The sequence below is a fragment of the Shinella sumterensis genome, from assembly GCF_004514425.2.
Lineage (GTDB): Bacteria > Pseudomonadota > Alphaproteobacteria > Rhizobiales > Rhizobiaceae > Shinella > Shinella sumterensis.
This window is the reverse complement of record NZ_MYFN02000011.1, coordinates 36,719-52,283: the sequence shown is the minus strand read 5'-3', so window position 1 is coordinate 52,283 and position 15,565 is coordinate 36,719. Positions and strand designations below refer to the sequence as shown.

The following is a 15,565-nucleotide window of genomic DNA, read 5'->3' as shown; positions in this document are numbered from 1 at the left end:
TAGACGCGAAAACTGGCCTCGCCCCAAAATTAGCGGGTTGGTGCGCGTTATCAATGGCTGAGAGCCGGTCTAGCGGCTGGCGGTCAGGAACTTGCGCTCGAGATGGGCGCCATAGATCGTCAGCGGGCAGCACATCAGGAAGTAAAGCGCTCCGACGATGCCGAAGACGGTCAATGGCTGGAAGATCTGGTTCGAGATGATGTTTCCGGCACGGGTGAGTTCAGTGAAGCCGACGATCGAAGCGAGCGACGTTCCCTTGATGAGCTGCACCAGGAAGCCGATCGTGGCCGGCAGCGAAATCCGTATCGCCTGGGGAAGCACGACGTCCTTCATACGCGAGACATAACCGAGGCCAAGCGCCTTTGCCGCCTCCGTCTGTCCGCGCGGGACGGCCTCGATCGAGCCGCGCCAGATTTCTCCCAGGAAGGCGCTGGCGTGAAGCGTCAGGCCGACCGAGACCGCAGCCCAAGCATCCATCTGGATACCAATCAGGGCAAGGCCGTAATACACCACGAAAAGCTGCATCAGGAGCGGCGTGCCCTGGAAAACCGCGATATAGCCGGCCGTCAGACGCTCGACGATGGCGACGCCGGACGTGCGCAGCAAGGCCACCATCAGCCCGGCAACACAGCCGCACACGAAGGCGACCGCAGACAGCGCAACCGTCCATTTCAGGCCTGTCAGAAGAAAGAGGAATTCTTCGCGTCCCATTCGGTTTCCTCCTATCTGAGCGGATAGCTGAAGTAGCGGGCGGAGAAGAACGCGAAGATGCGCATCATCACCCAGGAAATGACGAGATAGAACGCCGTCACGGTGAAATAGACCTCGAAGCTGCGGAAGCTGTCGGACTCGATCCGCTGCGATACCGATGTCAGTTCGTAAGCCGAGATGGCGGACGCGATGCTCGTCGTCAGCGTCAGCAGGATGAACTGGCTCGTCAGCGAGGGATAGATCGTCCTCAACGCGGGCTTGAGGATGATCAGGCGGAAGACCTGGGCCTTGTGCAGCCCGAGCGCCAGTCCCGCCTCCGTCTGTCCCTTCGAAATGGATTGCACCCCGCCCCGGATGATCTCGATGGCATAGGCGCCGCCGTTGATGCCGAGCGCGATGATGGCGGTCGGCGTCGGATCGAGCCGGATACCCGCCAGCGGCAGCGCGAAGTAGATGAAGAAGATCTGCACCAGGAACGGCGTGTTGCGGATCAGTTCGACGAAGCCGATCACCAGCCAACGCAGCGGTTTGAACTGTGACTGTCGCAGGATGACGCCGCCGATCCCGATGACGATCGCCAAGAGCATGCCGCAGATGGCCAGCGTGAATGTCCCGAGGCAGGCCGAGAGAAGGTTGGGAAGGCCGTCGAGGACCGGGGTGAAATCAAGCGTGTAATTCATGACATCTCCTGCGGCGCACCCTTCAGGACGGCGTTGCCAGACCTGCCATGGCCTCGATGGCCAACTCGTATCCGGCCGCCCCGAAACCGAGCATGACCCCGGTCGCGGTGCGGGAAATCAGGGAATTGTGATAGATGCTCTCGCGCGCATGCACATTGGATATGTGCAGTTCGATCTTCGGGCCGTCGAAAGTCTTCAAGGCGTCAAGAAGAGCGATGGATGTGAATGTATAGGCCGCCGGATTGATGATGATGCCGCACGCATCCTTGCGCGCCTGGTGGACGAATTCCACCAGTTCACCCTCAAAATTCGTCTGGCGGAAATCGACCGCAAACCCGAGGGAGGCGGCTTTCGCGTCGCATCTGGCCTTGATGTCCCGCAGGGTCGTGGTGCCATAGATGGAAGGCTCCCGCTCACCCAGAAGGTTGAGATTGGGGCCGTTCAGGACAAAGATCGTCTTGGTCATGGACATACTCCAGGCAGCATCGGCGCACGGATGAACGGCGCCGATGCCCGCACCTTGGCCGGGTGCCGCCTCGCGGATTCAGGCTTTACGAAGAGCGGAAGCTCAGTTCGCGGTGAACGGAATGCCTTCGAGGCTGGTCGGGAATTCCGGCACCGGAACCTTCATCCACTTGTCGTAGATCGTCTTCAGCTCGCCATTGGCCTTGATCTTGTCGATGAACGCGTTCACTGCGGCATTCAGCTCTTTCTCGCCCAGGCGCGTGCATGCGCCATTGTACAGCTTCTGGAATTCCAGCTTGTTTTCGAACTTGCCGGGAACGGCCTTCTCGACACGGTCAAGATAGAAGATGTTGCCGCCAAGCGCGTCTGTCTGGCCGGAGATCAGCGCCTGGACACTCGCCGCGTCGCCGTCATAACGCCGGATGGTGGCGGTGGACGGCGCATTCTTCGTCACTTGCGTGTCCTGAGCCGCTCCCTTTGCGACGCTGATGGTCAAGCCGGCCATATCCTCGTTCGACTTGATGGATTTGTCCTTGGGGCCGATCAGGACGATGGCGTTCGCGTTGTATGGCTGGCTGAACTGCACGGCCTTGGCGCGATCCGGCAGCATGGCCATCGTCGCGAACAGGATGTCGACACGCCCGGAGGTCAATGCGGGAATACGATTGTTCACCTCGAGCGGAACGAATTCCACCTCGACGCCGAGCTCCTTGGCGAACAGGGCGCCCATATCCGCATCGAAACCGTCCTGTTTGCCGGCGCTGGTGACGAAGCCCCATGGCGGGTTATCGCCCTGAATGCCGACGACCAACTTGCCCCTTGCCTTGATTTCCTCAGGCGTGATCGCCGAAGCGGGTTGCGAAAATGATACCGCGGCGACAATTGCCGCAGCGCCCAGCAGGGCATGGCGCCGGTTCAACTTGAACTCAAACATAGGTTCTCCTCCTCTGATAGCGCAAAAGGCCGTCCAGCTCTCCTCCAGCTGGCACTGTAGCAAAGCTGACATAAGGCTATTTTCAAATCAACTGAGTTTTTCTAAAATCTCCGATAAAACATGTTTCAGCGTTTGCTTGTAAAATTGCGATATGAACCTTCTCGTCACGAAGGAAAGGAACAGGAACACCAATGGCAATGGGGTGAGTCCGGGGGGCACGTGTCCCCAAAAAGCGGGTGATCAAGCTCGATATGGCAGAATGGAGATCTTGAACGACATCTCAACCTGTCGATGGTTACCCCAGGCCGGGACGACATGTGAGACAGACAGCCCGCCGCCGGCCTCACCCGACTGCTTCAGACAGGTTTCAATCACCCGACAGAATATGTATGAGGAATTAGAAAATCTCCGAGATGCGTCCATGTACTCTGATCTAGCGACCGAAACCATTGCCGAAAGCAGCTACAAGCGCATTCGGGCCGATATCATTTTCGGACGCCTTGCTCCCGGCCAGAAGCTGAAGCTTGAAAAGCTCAAGGAAGCCTACGACACGAGCGTCAGCACGCTGAGGGAAATCCTGAGCCGCCTTGCCTCGGAAGGATTGGTCGTTGCCGAAGGCCAGCGCGGTTTTCACGTGGCGCCGATGTCGTCAACCGACCTGAAGGAGATTGCCGCTCTGCGCCTGCTGCTGGAAACGCACGCGCTGGAGCAATCCTTCGACCGGGGCGACGTCGACTGGGAGGCCCGGCTCGCCTCGGCCCATCACAAGCTGGCGCGCATGGAAGAGGTCATGGCAAGCGGAGACACCAGCCAGACGGAAGCCTGGAAGCGTTACGACTGGGAGTTCCATCAGGCGCTCATTTCGGCCTGCGGGTCGAGACTGCTGATGGAAACCCATGCCGCCGTCTTCGATAAATATCTCCGTTACCAGATGGTCGCCCTCTCCTATCGCGGCAAGATCGCCGAGGACGAGCACAGGCAGCTCCTCGACGCCGCCCTCAAGCGCGACCAGGAGACGGGGAAGAAGATCCTCGGCCTGCACATTCAGGGCGGCGTGGAACATGCATTGGCGGGGAAGTCGCCCCTTCGGGATTGATCATGCGGGAAGAACGCTCAGGCGAACATGAACGGATAAACGACAGCGAAACCGTCAGCGATGCGGTCTTCCGCCGGTTGCGACATGATATCATTATGGGAATCCTGCTGCCCGGCTCGAAGATCAAGCTTGAAAAGGCGCGCGAGCGATACTCGATCAGCATTTCCTCACTGCGCGAAATCCTTTCCAGGTTATCGGCAGAAAACCTCGTGCTTGCGGAAGGGCAGCGTGGTTTCGAGGTCAGCCCCGTGTCCAGGCAGGAACTGACGGAGCTGGCCGACCTGCGCACCGTGTTGGAATGCCATGCCATCGGTCTTTCCTTCGCCGCCGGCGATCTGGAATGGGAAGGCTCGATCGTTGCGGCCCACCATCGGCTGGCCGCCGTGGAGCGCAGGCTTCTTGCGGGAGATGTCGCCCGAACCATCGACTGGGTCCGATGCGATTGGGAATTCCACCGGGCGATCGTTGCCGCAAGCAATTCGGCGACACTTCTGCAGAGCCTGTCGTCCGTGTTCGACCGATTTCTTCGGTATCATATGCTCGCCGGAAGTTTCCGGGGCAAAGCGGTCGTCGATGATCACAAGTTGCTGTTCGAACGCGCGCTCGCACGCGATGCCGATGGCGCAAAAGAGATCATAACCAGCCACGTGCAGAAGGGTATCGACCACATAATGAAGGACCCGAAGTTCCTTTCAGGCCGGTGAGTTTCGCGCGTTGAGTTCCTGGGGCAGGAGCGACAAGCCCGGTAGCCCGGTGCGCAACTGCATGGTGCCGCCGATCACCGCATCAGCACAGTCTCCAGCCACTCTCAAATCGACAGCAGTCTGGAACAGTTTAGCGTGTTCGAGGTTAGCGAAGGCCGGTCCTGAAGTCCCGGCCGGCAAGCCGGCGCTCTCCTTGTGAACCGCCGGCTCCAGTAAGCGGCTGCTCGTTTTATTCGTGCTCCCAGCGAGCAGCCGCTCAAGGTCACCCGTTTGGTTGCGATGAGGCCCCCATGGAAATGCCACCCGAGCAAGGTTCCGGTTGAGTGGCCTCGGCCCACAACAGGAAGCCATACGGTGAGACAGACGCGAGCGGCGGTGAAGGAGTATCGATGCAAGATAGACATCATCAGACAGGTCATTGGACGCATCGGCATCCCTATGCCGCCTTCGCCGTCAATATGCTCTACATGGCGTTCACCATGGTGGCGCCGATGGGGATTCTCATGTTGGCCACAATGAGCGGCATGTATCCGAACCGGACAGCGAACGTTCTTCTCATTGCCGGATTCTTCGTTCTGTTACCTATCGCTATCGGTCGTCGGGAGCGCTGACCGGTGCTGATCGTTCACCGGCTCCGGCGATATCCAACCGGCACCCGTTGGAAATCTGGCTCTGCCATGCGACGAGCCGTTCGCGATCCGGCATTGCCCGCCGCTCGGCCACCACAGGCGCGAACCACAGCACGGTATCGGCGCCGAGCGTCCAGCGCCCTTGAAGGTCGACCGGGCGTATTCCGCCGCCGCCGTAGACAAGGTTCTCGCTTGACCAGACGAGTGCCCATTGCATGCCCTCCGGGGGAGCGTGCAACGGATCCGCTATGCTGTCGACCGCGATATCCGGCCCCAGATTGACCACCATAAGGCGTTCGTCTTTCGGATCGCGCGAAAAATGTCGGAGCAGGAACGCAGAGGGTTCGAGAACGCTGCCATCCACGCGGCCACATGTGCCCTGCGCGAGAACATAGGATTGGCGACGCAACGCGATCAGGTCCCTGTGAAGCGCGACGATGTGGGTATTCGTCTTGTATTGCGACCAGTCGAGCTTCGAGCGCTCGAATGTCGCGCGGTCGGCCGGCGCCGGCATCCAGCGGGCGAACGCATCATCGCTCAGGCTGGGAAACTGCTTGAGGAACTCGATCCGGCCCTCACGAACCGTCTCGGCAAGACCGCCGGCCTGGTCTGCGAAATAGAAGAATGGACTGGAGGCCCCAAACTCCTGTCCCTGGAACAGCAGAGGCGTCTGCGGTCCCAGAAGCAGGAGCGCGGTGATCGCTCTCACTCTCGCGGGCGAGGCCAGCCTGTCCATACGGCAGCCGCTTCCGGAATTTGCGATCTGATCGTGGTTCTGCAGGAAGTGGACGAAGGTCTCCGGCGCGAGGTCAAGGCCGGGCTGCCCGCGCGGCGCATCCTGCCAGTCGTAGCGCTGCCCCTGGAACAGATAGCCGTATTTCGCAGAGGACACGAACTCCTGCGCCCTGCCGCGGTGGTCATGGTAATAGGCCTCGCTTCTGCCCGTCAGCGCGACCATTGCAGAATGATGGAAGTCATCGTTCCAGAGCGCATCCAGTCCATAACCGGATTGGCCGTGCGGTCGCACGAGGCGCGTATCTTGCGGCTCGTTTTCAGCAACGAGGTAGATCGACCTGCTCCTTGCCGCCGCACGCGCCTCCCGCGCGACAAGAGCCATGATGTGCTCATCGCTTGCGTCGTTCAGCGCCTGTGTCGCATCGAGCCGCAGCCCGTCAAAATGATATTCATCGATCCAGTAAGCGGCATTTTTGGCGAAGAACGCGCGCACGCCGGCACTGTTCTCGCCGTCGAAATTAACCGAGCAACCCCACTCATTCCAGTAGCGTTCGGTAAAGTAATCCGGTGAGAAGGCCTTGAACCGCCCGCCGGCGCCGAGGTGGTTATAGACGACGTCGAGGATCACGCCCAATTCGAGCCTGTGCGCCGTATCGATGAAGGACCGGAGCTCATCGGGTGTGCCATAGAGCCGGGTGGGGGCATAGGGCAGAACCCCGTCGTAGCCCCAACCGAAGGCTCCGTAGAATTCGTTCAGCGGCATGACCTCGATGCAGGTGATACCGATGTCCTTGAGGATGCCGAGGCGCTCTGTGGCGGCCGCATAGGTGCCTTCCTGCGTGAAGGTCCCGATATGCATCTCGTAGAGAACCTGGCCTTGAGCCTTGAGGCCCCGCCATCCATCGTCCGTCCACGCGAACCGTTGCGGATCCACGACCGCCGAATATCCGTCGGGCCCTTCGGGCTGATAGCGGGAAGCCGGGTCGGCCACCGGTTCCGCCTCGCTTCCAAGACGCAGCCGATAGAGCGTGCCGGGACCGATGCCGTCGAGATCGATGCGGAAATACCCGCCCGGCTCGGCAAGCATCGCATGCATGCGCCCGTCGGCCAGAAGAATGCTGACGCTATCCTGCGCGAGCGCCCAGACACGGAAGGATACGCCAGCGCCCAGACACTCGGCTCCGACCGGATAACGCCGTTCCGGCCGTGGAGAAAAATTGGTGGTAGGGACATCGTCTGACGCGGGCATGGATCGTTCCAAGACCAGGATTGCGGCGCACGGATCGAAATATCAGCGCCGTCTGATACAAACCGCGGCTTCTTGCCTTTGTTCCCTCGTTCAATCCTGGACGGACACCCGGTATCGCGCCCGCATCGCTGACCCCGTCACATAGACGCCAGCGCGGCGAGCTGCTTCGCCATGTCCTGACCGCGGTCCAGCCGGGCCGCTCACTCGAAGAGATCGGGATTGTCGGCCTCGATCTGCGGCAGGTCGGCGAGGATGCCATTAAGATGACCGCGCATGGCGGCCTCGGCCGCATCGGCGTTGCGCGTGTCGATGGCGTTTATGATCGCCTCGTGCTCGGCAATCAGCCGGACCATGGAATCGGGATGGCGGAGCTGAAGATTGCAGACCCTGTCCATATGCGCCTTGATGTCGGATATGGCGCTCCAGGCAAGGCCGCAACCGGCACCCTCGGCGATCGCGATGTGGAACTGCTCATCCTCGCGGCGGAAGGCATTGTGGTCGTGCGCCGCCATTGCGGCCTTCTGGCGGTCGAGGACCGTATCGATCTTGCGGCGGGTCCAGCTGTCGAAGGCCTCGCTTGCGCGGCGGGCGACGGCGGTCTCTATCGCTTCTCTCACGAAGCGTGCCTCCATCATCTTACGCGCCGAAATCCGTACGACGACCGTGCCGCGATTGGGGCGGATATCCACCAGCTTCGATTTGCCAAGCGCGATCAGTGCCTCGCGCACGGGCTGACGTGAAACACCCATGCGTGTGGCGATTTCCTGTTCGGACAGGCGCATGCCCGGGGTGAGTTCAAGCTGGATGATGGATTCGCGCAGATCTCGTTCCACCTGCGCTGCGGCGGTTTCACCGGTGTCGATCTTCAGGGATTCAAGGTTCACGTCTTTTCCCGCCGTCATGCGTTGACATCCATTTTGAGCCACCATACAGTACCATACAATTCATGCGCAACAGAAATCCGGTGGCCTTAAAACCGGATCAACAGGGAGGGGCTGGCGCGCTGCCGCCGGCCGGAAGACGATATTGCTGTCCAATTTCATAGCACCCGATTCCCGTGACCCGCGGCTGAACAGTAAAGCCCGCTATCAGATGCTTGTCGATGGCAAGTCCGTCGATGCGGCATCCGGCAAGACGATCGAACGCGTGAGCCCGGGCCACGCGGGCGCAGTCGTCGGTATCTGGCCGGAAGCCTCGGCGGATGACGTGCGGCTGGCGGTTGCCGCCGCACGCCGTGCCTTTGATACCGGCCCGTGGCCGCGCATGTCGGGCGCCGAGCGCTCGCGCCTGATGTTCAAGGTGGCGGACCTCATCCTTGCGCATCAGGAAGAACTGGCGCTGGCCGAGAGCCTGGAGGTCGGCAAGCCGATCAATCAGGCGCGCGGCGAAATCGGCTTCTGCGCCGACCTCTGGTCGTATGCCGCAGGTCAGGCGCGGGCGCTGGAAGGCCAGAGCCACAACAATATCGGCGATGACCGTCTTGGCCTTGTGCTGCGCGAACCGGTCGGCGTCGTCGGCATCATCACACCGTGGAATTTCCCCTTCATCATTGCTTCCGAGCGCGTGCCGTGGGCGATTGGCGCAGGTTGCACGGTGGTGCTGAAACCATCGGAATTCACCTCCGGTACATCGATCCGCATGGCGGAACTGGCACGCGAGGCCGGCATCCCGGACGGCGTGTTCAACGTCGTCACCGGCTACGGCGATCCAGCCGGCCAGGTGCTGGCGGAAGACCCTGATATCGACATGGTGGCCTTCACCGGTTCCGTGCGTGTCGGCACCAAACTCGGCGAGATCGCGGCGCGCAGTGTCAAGCGCGTCGGGCTGGAACTCGGCGGCAAGGGGCCACAGATCGTCTTTGCCGATGCGGACCTCGAAGCCGCCGCCGACGGCATCGCGTACGGCGTTTATCACAATGCCGGCCAGTGCTGCATTTCCGGCAGCCGTCTGCTGGTCGAGGAAAGCGTCCGCGACGCGCTGATGGAACGCCTGCTCGAGATCTCGCGCAAGGTCACCTTCGGCGATCCGCTGAACGAGCGCACCAAGATCGGCGCGATGATATCGGAGGCACATGCGCAGAAGGTGCATTCCTATGTCGAGGCCGGCGTCGCCTCCGGTGCGAAACTTCTGCTCGGTGGCGAACGGGTCGGCAGGGAGGCCGGTCTCTATTACGCACCGACGGTTTTCGCGGGGGTTACGCCGGACATGTCGATCGCCCGCGAGGAAATTTTCGGGCCGGTGCTTTCGACGCTGACCTTCAAGACGGCGGATGAGGCCGTGGCGATGGCAAACGCCACCGAATTCGGCCTGTCGGCCTCTGTCTGGTCCACCAATCTCGAAAACGCGCTGCAAAGCATCCGCCGTATCCGCGCCGGCCGCTGCTGGATCAACAGCGTCATCGACGGCACACCGGAAATGCCGATCGGCGGCTACAAGAAGAGCGGCCTGGGGCGCGAGCTCGGCCGCTACGGCTTCGACGAATATTCGCAGTTCAAGGGCGTGCATGTCACGCTCGGGCGCCCGGCGCCCTGGTTCGGTTAGCAGGGCCGCATCCTGCGGTCATGAGGAGGAAAACCTCGGCTGGCGAAATCTTTGGTCGGAGCCCGCCAGCCGAGACTTGGGTCTTTTGGACCCGCATTGCACATCCAAAGGGAGGATACGCAAATGAAGTTGACCAGGTTGAAAGCCGCGGCAATGGCCGCCGGCGTTGCCACCATGATGGCATCGACGGCGCTCGCCGCAGACGTCAAGGCCACGATGATCATCTACCTCGATCCAAGTGTCCAGTTCTTTAATCCCGTGGTGAAGGGCGCACAAGACGCCGCCAGCCAGTTCGGCGTCGATCTCGACGTGCAATATGCCAACAACGATCCGGTGCGCCAGAACGACCTGATCGAAAGCGCGACCGCCAGCGGCGTCGATGGAATCGCGGTGGCGATCTCCTCTTCCGACGCGTTTGACGAAAGCATCTGCGCAGCCACAAAGGCCGGAATCATCGTGATCGGCTTCAACAATGACGACCTCGATGGCGCCAAGGGCAATTGCCGGCAGGCCTATGTCGGCATGGATGAGTTCGCTTCGGGCTACGAGCTCGGCAATCGCATGATCAAGGAGTTCGGCCTTAAGTCCGGCGACGTCGTCTTCAACCCGCGCGAAATCCCGGAGGCGAGCTTCGCCGTGGCGCGTGGCGGCGGTATCGAGAAGGCGATGACGGAGGCCGGCATCAAGGTCGAGACGGTGCGTGCCGGTCTCGACCCGGCCGAAGCGCAGAACATCATCGCGCAGTTCCTGATCGCCAATCCGAACGTGAAGGCGCTGTTCGGCACGGGCTCGGTCACCTCGACGGTCGGTGCGGGCGCCATCAAGGATGCCGGTGTCAACATCCCGTTCGGCGGCTTCGATCTCGCCGTCGAGATCGTCAATGCAGTCGAGTCCGGTGCGATGTTCGCGACCATGGACCAGCAGCCCTACCTTCAGGGCTACTATCCGATCGCCCAGATCGCGCTTGCCAAGAAGTACGGCCTGACGCCGACGGACGTCGACACCGGACAGGGCGCCTTCCTCGACAAGTCGCGCATCAGCTCGGTCAAGCCGCTCATCGGCAGCTACCGCTAACCGGATGTTGCGGGAGCCTGTCGAAGACCCCGGCCGGCTCCCCACGCCCCAAAATCGAGTGCCAGACCGTGACACCTATCCTTGCTGACAACGCCGTGCACCGCTCGCGCACGCAAAGACAATCCGTTCTCAAGCAGATCATGGCGATGCCCGCCGGAGCGATCTTCCTCGTCTTCATGACGTTGCAGATCGTCTGTATCGCCGGTGCGCTGCTTTATCCGAACGAGTTTCGCTATCTTTCACCGCAGAACCTGACGATCCTCATGAAGGCAATCCCCGTGCTTGGCTGCCTGGCGCTCGGCGCCGGCGTGCTGATGATCGCGGGTGAATTCGACCTGTCCATCGGCTCCGTCTACACCTTTACCGCCGTGCTTATGGCGAGCTTGGTCGGGGCCGGCGTCAGCGCCTTTCTTGCCGCCCCGCTCGGCATCGTCACCGGCCTGCTGATCGGGCTGCTCAACGGCCAGATCACGATCCGCTTCGGATTGCCGTCCTTTATCGTGACGCTCGGCGGCCTGCTGTTCTGGCGCGGCGCGGTGCTTCTCTACAATGGTGCGGTGCAGGTGCGTTTCGATCCCGAGCCGGTCTTCACCAGCCTGTTTTCCGGCACGCTGTTCGGCATCAATGCCGCCTTCATCTGGATCGTGCTGTTGGTGGTCGGCTTTCATTTTCTGCTGCATCGCCACCGCTTCGGCAACCACGTGTTCGCGACGGGCGGAAATCGCGCTGCGGCCGAGGCCATCGGCATCAATACCAGGCGCGTGAAACTGATTGCCTTTGCCGTCGCCGGCGGCATGGCGGCCATGGCCGGCATCCTCGCCACCGCACGCGTCGGCAGCGTCCAGCCGGGCCAAGGTGCCGGTCTCGAACTCCAGGCGATTGCCGCCTGCGTTATCGGCGGGCTTTCGCTGCGCGGCGGTCGTGGCTCGATCATCGGCATCTTTCTTGGTGTGCTGCTCATTCACACCATCACGGATGTTCTGCTTCTCCTGCGGGCGCCCGGCTTCTATCTCGACATGTTCATCGCGACGCTGATCGTGCTGGCCGCCATCTTCAATCATCTCATCGAGCGGCGAGGCGTGGCGTGATGTCCAATCTTCTCGAACTGCACAACATCTCCAAGAGCTTCGGCGCGCTGACGGCGCTGCGTAACCTCAGCTTCCACATTGGCGAGGGCGAGGTGGTCGGGCTGCTCGGCGACAACGGCGCGGGCAAGTCGACGACGGTCAATCTGATTTCCGGCATCCACAAGCCGACCGAGGGCTATCTCAGCGTCGACGGAAAGAAGACGCTCTTCACCTGCCGGTCCGATTCCGCCGATGCCGGCATCGAGACGATCTACCAGCACACCGCCCTGGTCGACAGTCTCTCGATCACCCGCAATATCTTCATGGGGCGCGAACTGACGGACCGTTTCGGTCTTCTCCGGCAGTCCGAAATGCGGGAAATCACCATGGAGGTCCTGCAGAACGCCGTGCATATCTCGGGCATCGACAGCCCGGACACCCTGGTCGGCAATCTCTCCGGCGGCCAGAAGCAGGCGGTCGCCATCGCGCGTGCCGTGCACTTCAAGAAGCGCATCCTGCTGCTTGACGAGCCAACCTCCGCACTCTCCGTGCGCGAAACCGAGGCGCTGTTGAACCAGGTGTTGAAGCTCAAGGCCGAGAACGTTTCGAGCGTCCTTGTGACGCACAATATCTATCACGCCTATCAGGTCTGTGACCGGTTCGTGATCATGAGCCACGGCACCAAGGTCTTCGATGTCGACAAGGCCGACACGACGATCAACCAGCTCACCGAATATGTCGTGCTCAACTGATGTTCATTCCCGAAAGAAAGAGGCAGACGCCGTGACACTCTCCGTATCCACTCGCCAGGTCGTCGGGCCTGAAGACGCCGCAAGGCGCAACACCCAGGGTCTGCGCGATGGCTTCGTCATCGAATCGATGTTCCATCCGGGCCGGATCAATCTCACCTATAGCCATCTCGACCGTATGATCGTCGGTGGCGTGGTGCCAGCCGGTGGCACGCTCACAATCGACCGTGTCGCCGAGACCGGCACTGACCAGTTTCTCGAACGCCGCGAGGCCGCGATCCTCAATATCGGTGGCGCGGGAACGATCAGCGTGGGCGGAAAGGACTACGCGCTCGGCTTTCAGGAAGCCATCTATGTGGGCAAGGGCTCGGGCGCGCTTAGCTTTGCGAGCGATAACGAGGCCGAGCCGGCGCTGTTCTATGTCCTGAGCGCGCCGGCCCACCGCGTCTGCCCGACCGTGCATATCACCCGCGACATGGCGAAGAAGGTGCATCTGGGTTCGGCGGAGGAATGCAACCACCGCACCATCAACCAGTATGTTCATCCCGATGTCTGCGAAAGCTGCCAGCTGGTGGTCGGGCTCACGACATTCGAGCCGGGTTCGGTGTGGAACACCATGCCGGCGCATGTGCACGACCGGCGCATGGAGGTCTATCTCTATTTCGGCATGCAGGAGGCAACGCGCATTTTCCATTTCATGGGCGAACCGGGCGAAACGCGCCATGTCGTTCTGAAGAACCACGAAGCGGTGCTATCGCCGGGCTGGTCGATCCATTCGGGCGCGGGGACCGGACGCTACGCCTTCATCTGGGCGATGGCCGGCGATAACATCAGCTTCACCGACATGGACAAGGTACCGATGGAAGCCCTGCGATGAACCCGTTCGATCTCTCCGGCCGATGGGCCATCGTCACCGGTGCGAATACCGGCATCGGGCAGGCCATCTCCATAGGGCTGGCGAAGGCCGGTGCGGATATCGTCGGTGTCGGCCGCTCCGCCATGACGGATACGGAAGCGGCGGTGAAGGCAGCAGGACGGACATTTGTCGCCGTATCGGCCGATCTTTCGCAGATCGGCAGTGCCGCAAGCGTCATGGCCGCCGCGCTGCAAGCCGGCGCGGCGCCGGATATTCTGGTCAACAATGCCGGCATCATCCGGCGTGCCGACTCGCTCGACTTTACCGAGGAGGACTGGGACGCGGTCCTCGACACCAATCTCAAATCCGTCTTCTTTCTTTGCCAGGCGTTTGCAAAGGCGGCGCTTGCCGCTGAACGCAAGGCCAAGATCATCAATATCGCCTCGATGCTGTCCTTTCAGGGAGGCATTCGCGTGCCGTCTTACACCGCGGCGAAGAGTGGTCTCGCCGGAATCACCAAGCTTCTGGCGAACGAATGGGCCGCGCGCGGCATCAACGTGAACGCCATCGCGCCCGGTTATGTCGAGACCAACAACACGGCGGCGCTGCGCGCGGATGCCGATCGCAACGCCGATATCCTGAAGCGGATACCCGCCGGCCGATGGGCGCGGCCGGAAGACATGGTGGGCGCCGCGGTCTTTCTTGCGAGTGCCGCATCCGATTACGTCCATGGAACCATCCTGCCGATCGATGGCGGCTGGCTTGCGCGATGAGAGGCTGAAATGTCCTTCTATTCCCTGCCCCAGCATACGACCTGGATCGAAGTCGCACCTGGAAATCGCCGCGCGGTCTTGAGCGAGCGTCCGGAAATGATGCTCGTCGCCTTCAGCTTCGAGGCAGGTGCGATCGGCGCGCCGCATTCCCACCCGCATACGCAGGTCAGCTATGTCGCCGAGGGCACGTTCGACGTCACCGTAGACGGCGCCACGGCGCGGCTAGGCGCGGGAAGCAGCTTCATCGTCGCCCCGAACCTCGTTCACGGCGTCGTCGCGGTGACGAAAGGCCTGCTGATCGACACATTCACACCGCGACGAGACGATTTCCTGTAACGCCGGCGGGCCGCCGCGATACCGAGGTTTCACGGCAGCCCGTCAGGTCACGGCTTGCCGAGGAACTCGATCAGATCACGATTGAGGCGATCCGGCGCGGTCGCGAAGAGACCGTGCGGTTCGCCTTCGTACTCAATCAGTTGCGCCCCGGAAATACCCTTCGCGGCAGCGCGGCCGGCGGGATCGATCGGTACAGTCTTGTCCGACGTGCCGTGAATAATAAGCGTCGGGACTGTGAAGGACTTGAGATCCGGCCGGAAGTCCGTGCGCCCGAATGCGTCGATGCAGTCGATCGTGGCCTTGGGGCTCGCCATCACGGCGAGGATGAACGACCAGTCCAGAACGCCTTGGCTGACGGGTTTGCTGACAAGGCCGACACCGTAGAATGTCTTGGCAAAGCTCTGAAGGAAGGCAAAGCGGTCTTCGCGCACCTGCTTCTTCATGTCGGCGAAAACACTGGAGTCGACACCGTCAGGGTTGGTGGAGTCCTTGAGAAGGTAAGGCACGACGGAGGCAATCAAAACGGCCTTGGAAACGCGACCTGCGCCATGACGCGTCAGATACCGGGCGATCTCCCCGCCCCCCATGGAAAAGCCGACCAGATGCGCCTTGTCGATGTCGAGGCCCTCCAGGACGGCGCCGAGATCGTCAGCGAAGACGTCATAGTTGTACGTGTCCGCCGGATGTCCGGACTGGCCGAAGCCGCGGCGATCATAGGTGATGACACGGTAGCCGGCCTCGAGAAGTGCCAGAGACTGGTACTCGAACATATCGCCTGTCAGCGGCCAGCCATGGATCAGCACCACGGGATGGCCCGATCCGATATCCTTCACATGAAGCTGCGTGCCGTCCTTTGCCTCGATATAAGCCATTCCTGAATCCTCGGTTTCGTGGAATGACCAAACGAAGGCAGCCGGGCGATCGTTCCCCGTGAAAGTGACGCGGATCGCGGGATCGATGTCATAG

The 15,565-nt window shown here is 61.4% G+C and carries 17 protein-coding genes; 10 read left to right on the top strand and 7 right to left on the bottom strand.

Translation table 11 applies throughout. The features are described 5' to 3' along the window. Positions 1–69: 69 nt before the first annotated feature. The 4 genes from B5M41_RS19025 to B5M41_RS19010 all read right to left on the bottom strand — a co-directional run bounded on the left by B5M41_RS19025 (position 70) and on the right by B5M41_RS19010 (position 2,790). A complete protein-coding gene (locus B5M41_RS19025) occupies positions 70–711 on the bottom strand; it encodes an amino acid ABC transporter permease (protein WP_134650104.1) in 642 nt (213 codons plus the stop codon). An 11-nt stretch (positions 712–722) separates the two neighbouring features. After that, complete coding sequence (locus tag B5M41_RS19020; RefSeq protein WP_134650103.1) at positions 723–1,391, bottom strand: amino acid ABC transporter permease; 669 nt, start codon at positions 1,389–1,391, stop codon at positions 723–725. 22 nt (positions 1,392–1,413) lie between these two features. Then, positions 1,414–1,857 carry a type II 3-dehydroquinate dehydratase gene (aroQ, locus tag B5M41_RS19015; RefSeq protein ID WP_134650102.1) on the bottom strand — a complete coding sequence of 148 codons (444 nt, stop codon included), beginning with the start codon at positions 1,855–1,857 and terminating at the stop codon, positions 1,414–1,416. 102 nt (positions 1,858–1,959) lie between these two features. Then, complete coding sequence (locus B5M41_RS19010; RefSeq protein ID WP_134650101.1) at positions 1,960–2,790, bottom strand: transporter substrate-binding domain-containing protein; 831 nt, start codon at positions 2,788–2,790, stop codon at positions 1,960–1,962. Between the two features lie 421 nt (positions 2,791–3,211). On the opposite strand from B5M41_RS19010, the gene B5M41_RS19005 reads away from it, so the two are divergent. The 3 genes from B5M41_RS19005 to B5M41_RS27160 all read left to right on the top strand — a co-directional run bounded on the left by B5M41_RS19005 (position 3,212) and on the right by B5M41_RS27160 (position 5,201). Next, entirely contained in the window at positions 3,212–3,886 is a 675-nt protein-coding gene (locus B5M41_RS19005) for a GntR family transcriptional regulator (RefSeq protein WP_134650100.1), read from the top strand. 2 nt (positions 3,887–3,888) lie between these two features. Then, positions 3,889–4,590 carry a GntR family transcriptional regulator gene (locus B5M41_RS19000; RefSeq protein WP_134650099.1) on the top strand — a complete coding sequence of 234 codons (702 nt, stop codon included), beginning with the start codon at positions 3,889–3,891 and terminating at the stop codon, positions 4,588–4,590. A 389-nt stretch (positions 4,591–4,979) separates the two neighbouring features. Continuing rightward, positions 4,980–5,201: a hypothetical protein gene (locus tag B5M41_RS27160; RefSeq protein WP_413713183.1), complete on the top strand. Its 222-nt coding sequence runs from the start codon at positions 4,980–4,982 to the stop codon at positions 5,199–5,201. On the opposite strand, the gene treZ is transcribed toward B5M41_RS27160, so the two are convergent. Both treZ and B5M41_RS18985 read right to left on the bottom strand, forming a co-directional pair. After that, positions 5,179–7,203, bottom strand: coding sequence for a malto-oligosyltrehalose trehalohydrolase (gene treZ, locus B5M41_RS18990; RefSeq protein WP_134650098.1), 2,025 nt, complete (start codon positions 7,201–7,203; stop codon positions 5,179–5,181). The genes B5M41_RS27160 and treZ overlap by 23 nt on opposite strands. A gap of 200 nt (positions 7,204–7,403) precedes the next feature. Beyond that, entirely contained in the window at positions 7,404–8,105 is a 702-nt protein-coding gene (locus tag B5M41_RS18985; protein WP_167719181.1) for a GntR family transcriptional regulator, read from the bottom strand. 124 nt (positions 8,106–8,229) lie between these two features. Between B5M41_RS18985 and B5M41_RS18980 the strand changes: the two genes are divergently transcribed. The 7 genes from B5M41_RS18980 (at position 8,230) to B5M41_RS18950 (ending at position 14,599) form a co-directional block, all read left to right on the top strand. Further along, positions 8,230–9,744, top strand: a complete 1,515-nt coding sequence (locus B5M41_RS18980) for an aldehyde dehydrogenase family protein (RefSeq protein ID WP_134650096.1) — start codon at positions 8,230–8,232, stop codon at positions 9,742–9,744. A gap of 123 nt (positions 9,745–9,867) precedes the next feature. Further along, complete coding sequence (locus B5M41_RS18975) at positions 9,868–10,818, top strand: sugar ABC transporter substrate-binding protein (protein ID WP_134650095.1); 951 nt, start codon at positions 9,868–9,870, stop codon at positions 10,816–10,818. A gap of 68 nt (positions 10,819–10,886) precedes the next feature. Beyond that, a complete protein-coding gene (locus B5M41_RS18970; RefSeq protein ID WP_134650094.1) occupies positions 10,887–11,906 on the top strand; it encodes an ABC transporter permease in 1,020 nt (339 codons plus the stop codon). Then, a complete protein-coding gene (locus B5M41_RS18965; protein ID WP_134650093.1) occupies positions 11,906–12,637 on the top strand; it encodes an ATP-binding cassette domain-containing protein in 732 nt (243 codons plus the stop codon). The genes B5M41_RS18970 and B5M41_RS18965 overlap by 1 nt, the downstream gene beginning before the upstream one ends. 31 nt (positions 12,638–12,668) lie before the next feature. Further along, positions 12,669–13,511: a 5-dehydro-4-deoxy-D-glucuronate isomerase gene (gene kduI, locus B5M41_RS18960; protein WP_134650092.1), complete on the top strand. Its 843-nt coding sequence runs from the start codon at positions 12,669–12,671 to the stop codon at positions 13,509–13,511. Next, positions 13,508–14,263, top strand: coding sequence for a 2-dehydro-3-deoxy-D-gluconate 5-dehydrogenase KduD (gene kduD / locus B5M41_RS18955; protein ID WP_134650091.1), 756 nt, complete (start codon positions 13,508–13,510; stop codon positions 14,261–14,263). Before kduI ends, kduD begins: the two co-directional genes overlap by 4 nt. Before the next feature lie 9 nt (positions 14,264–14,272). Next, positions 14,273–14,599: a cupin domain-containing protein gene (locus tag B5M41_RS18950; RefSeq protein WP_134650090.1), complete on the top strand. Its 327-nt coding sequence runs from the start codon at positions 14,273–14,275 to the stop codon at positions 14,597–14,599. Positions 14,600–14,646: 47 nt separating this feature from the next. On the opposite strand, the gene B5M41_RS18945 is transcribed toward B5M41_RS18950, so the two are convergent. Beyond that, complete coding sequence (locus B5M41_RS18945; protein ID WP_134650089.1) at positions 14,647–15,471, bottom strand: alpha/beta fold hydrolase; 825 nt, start codon at positions 15,469–15,471, stop codon at positions 14,647–14,649. Positions 15,472–15,565: the final 94 nt, after the last annotated feature.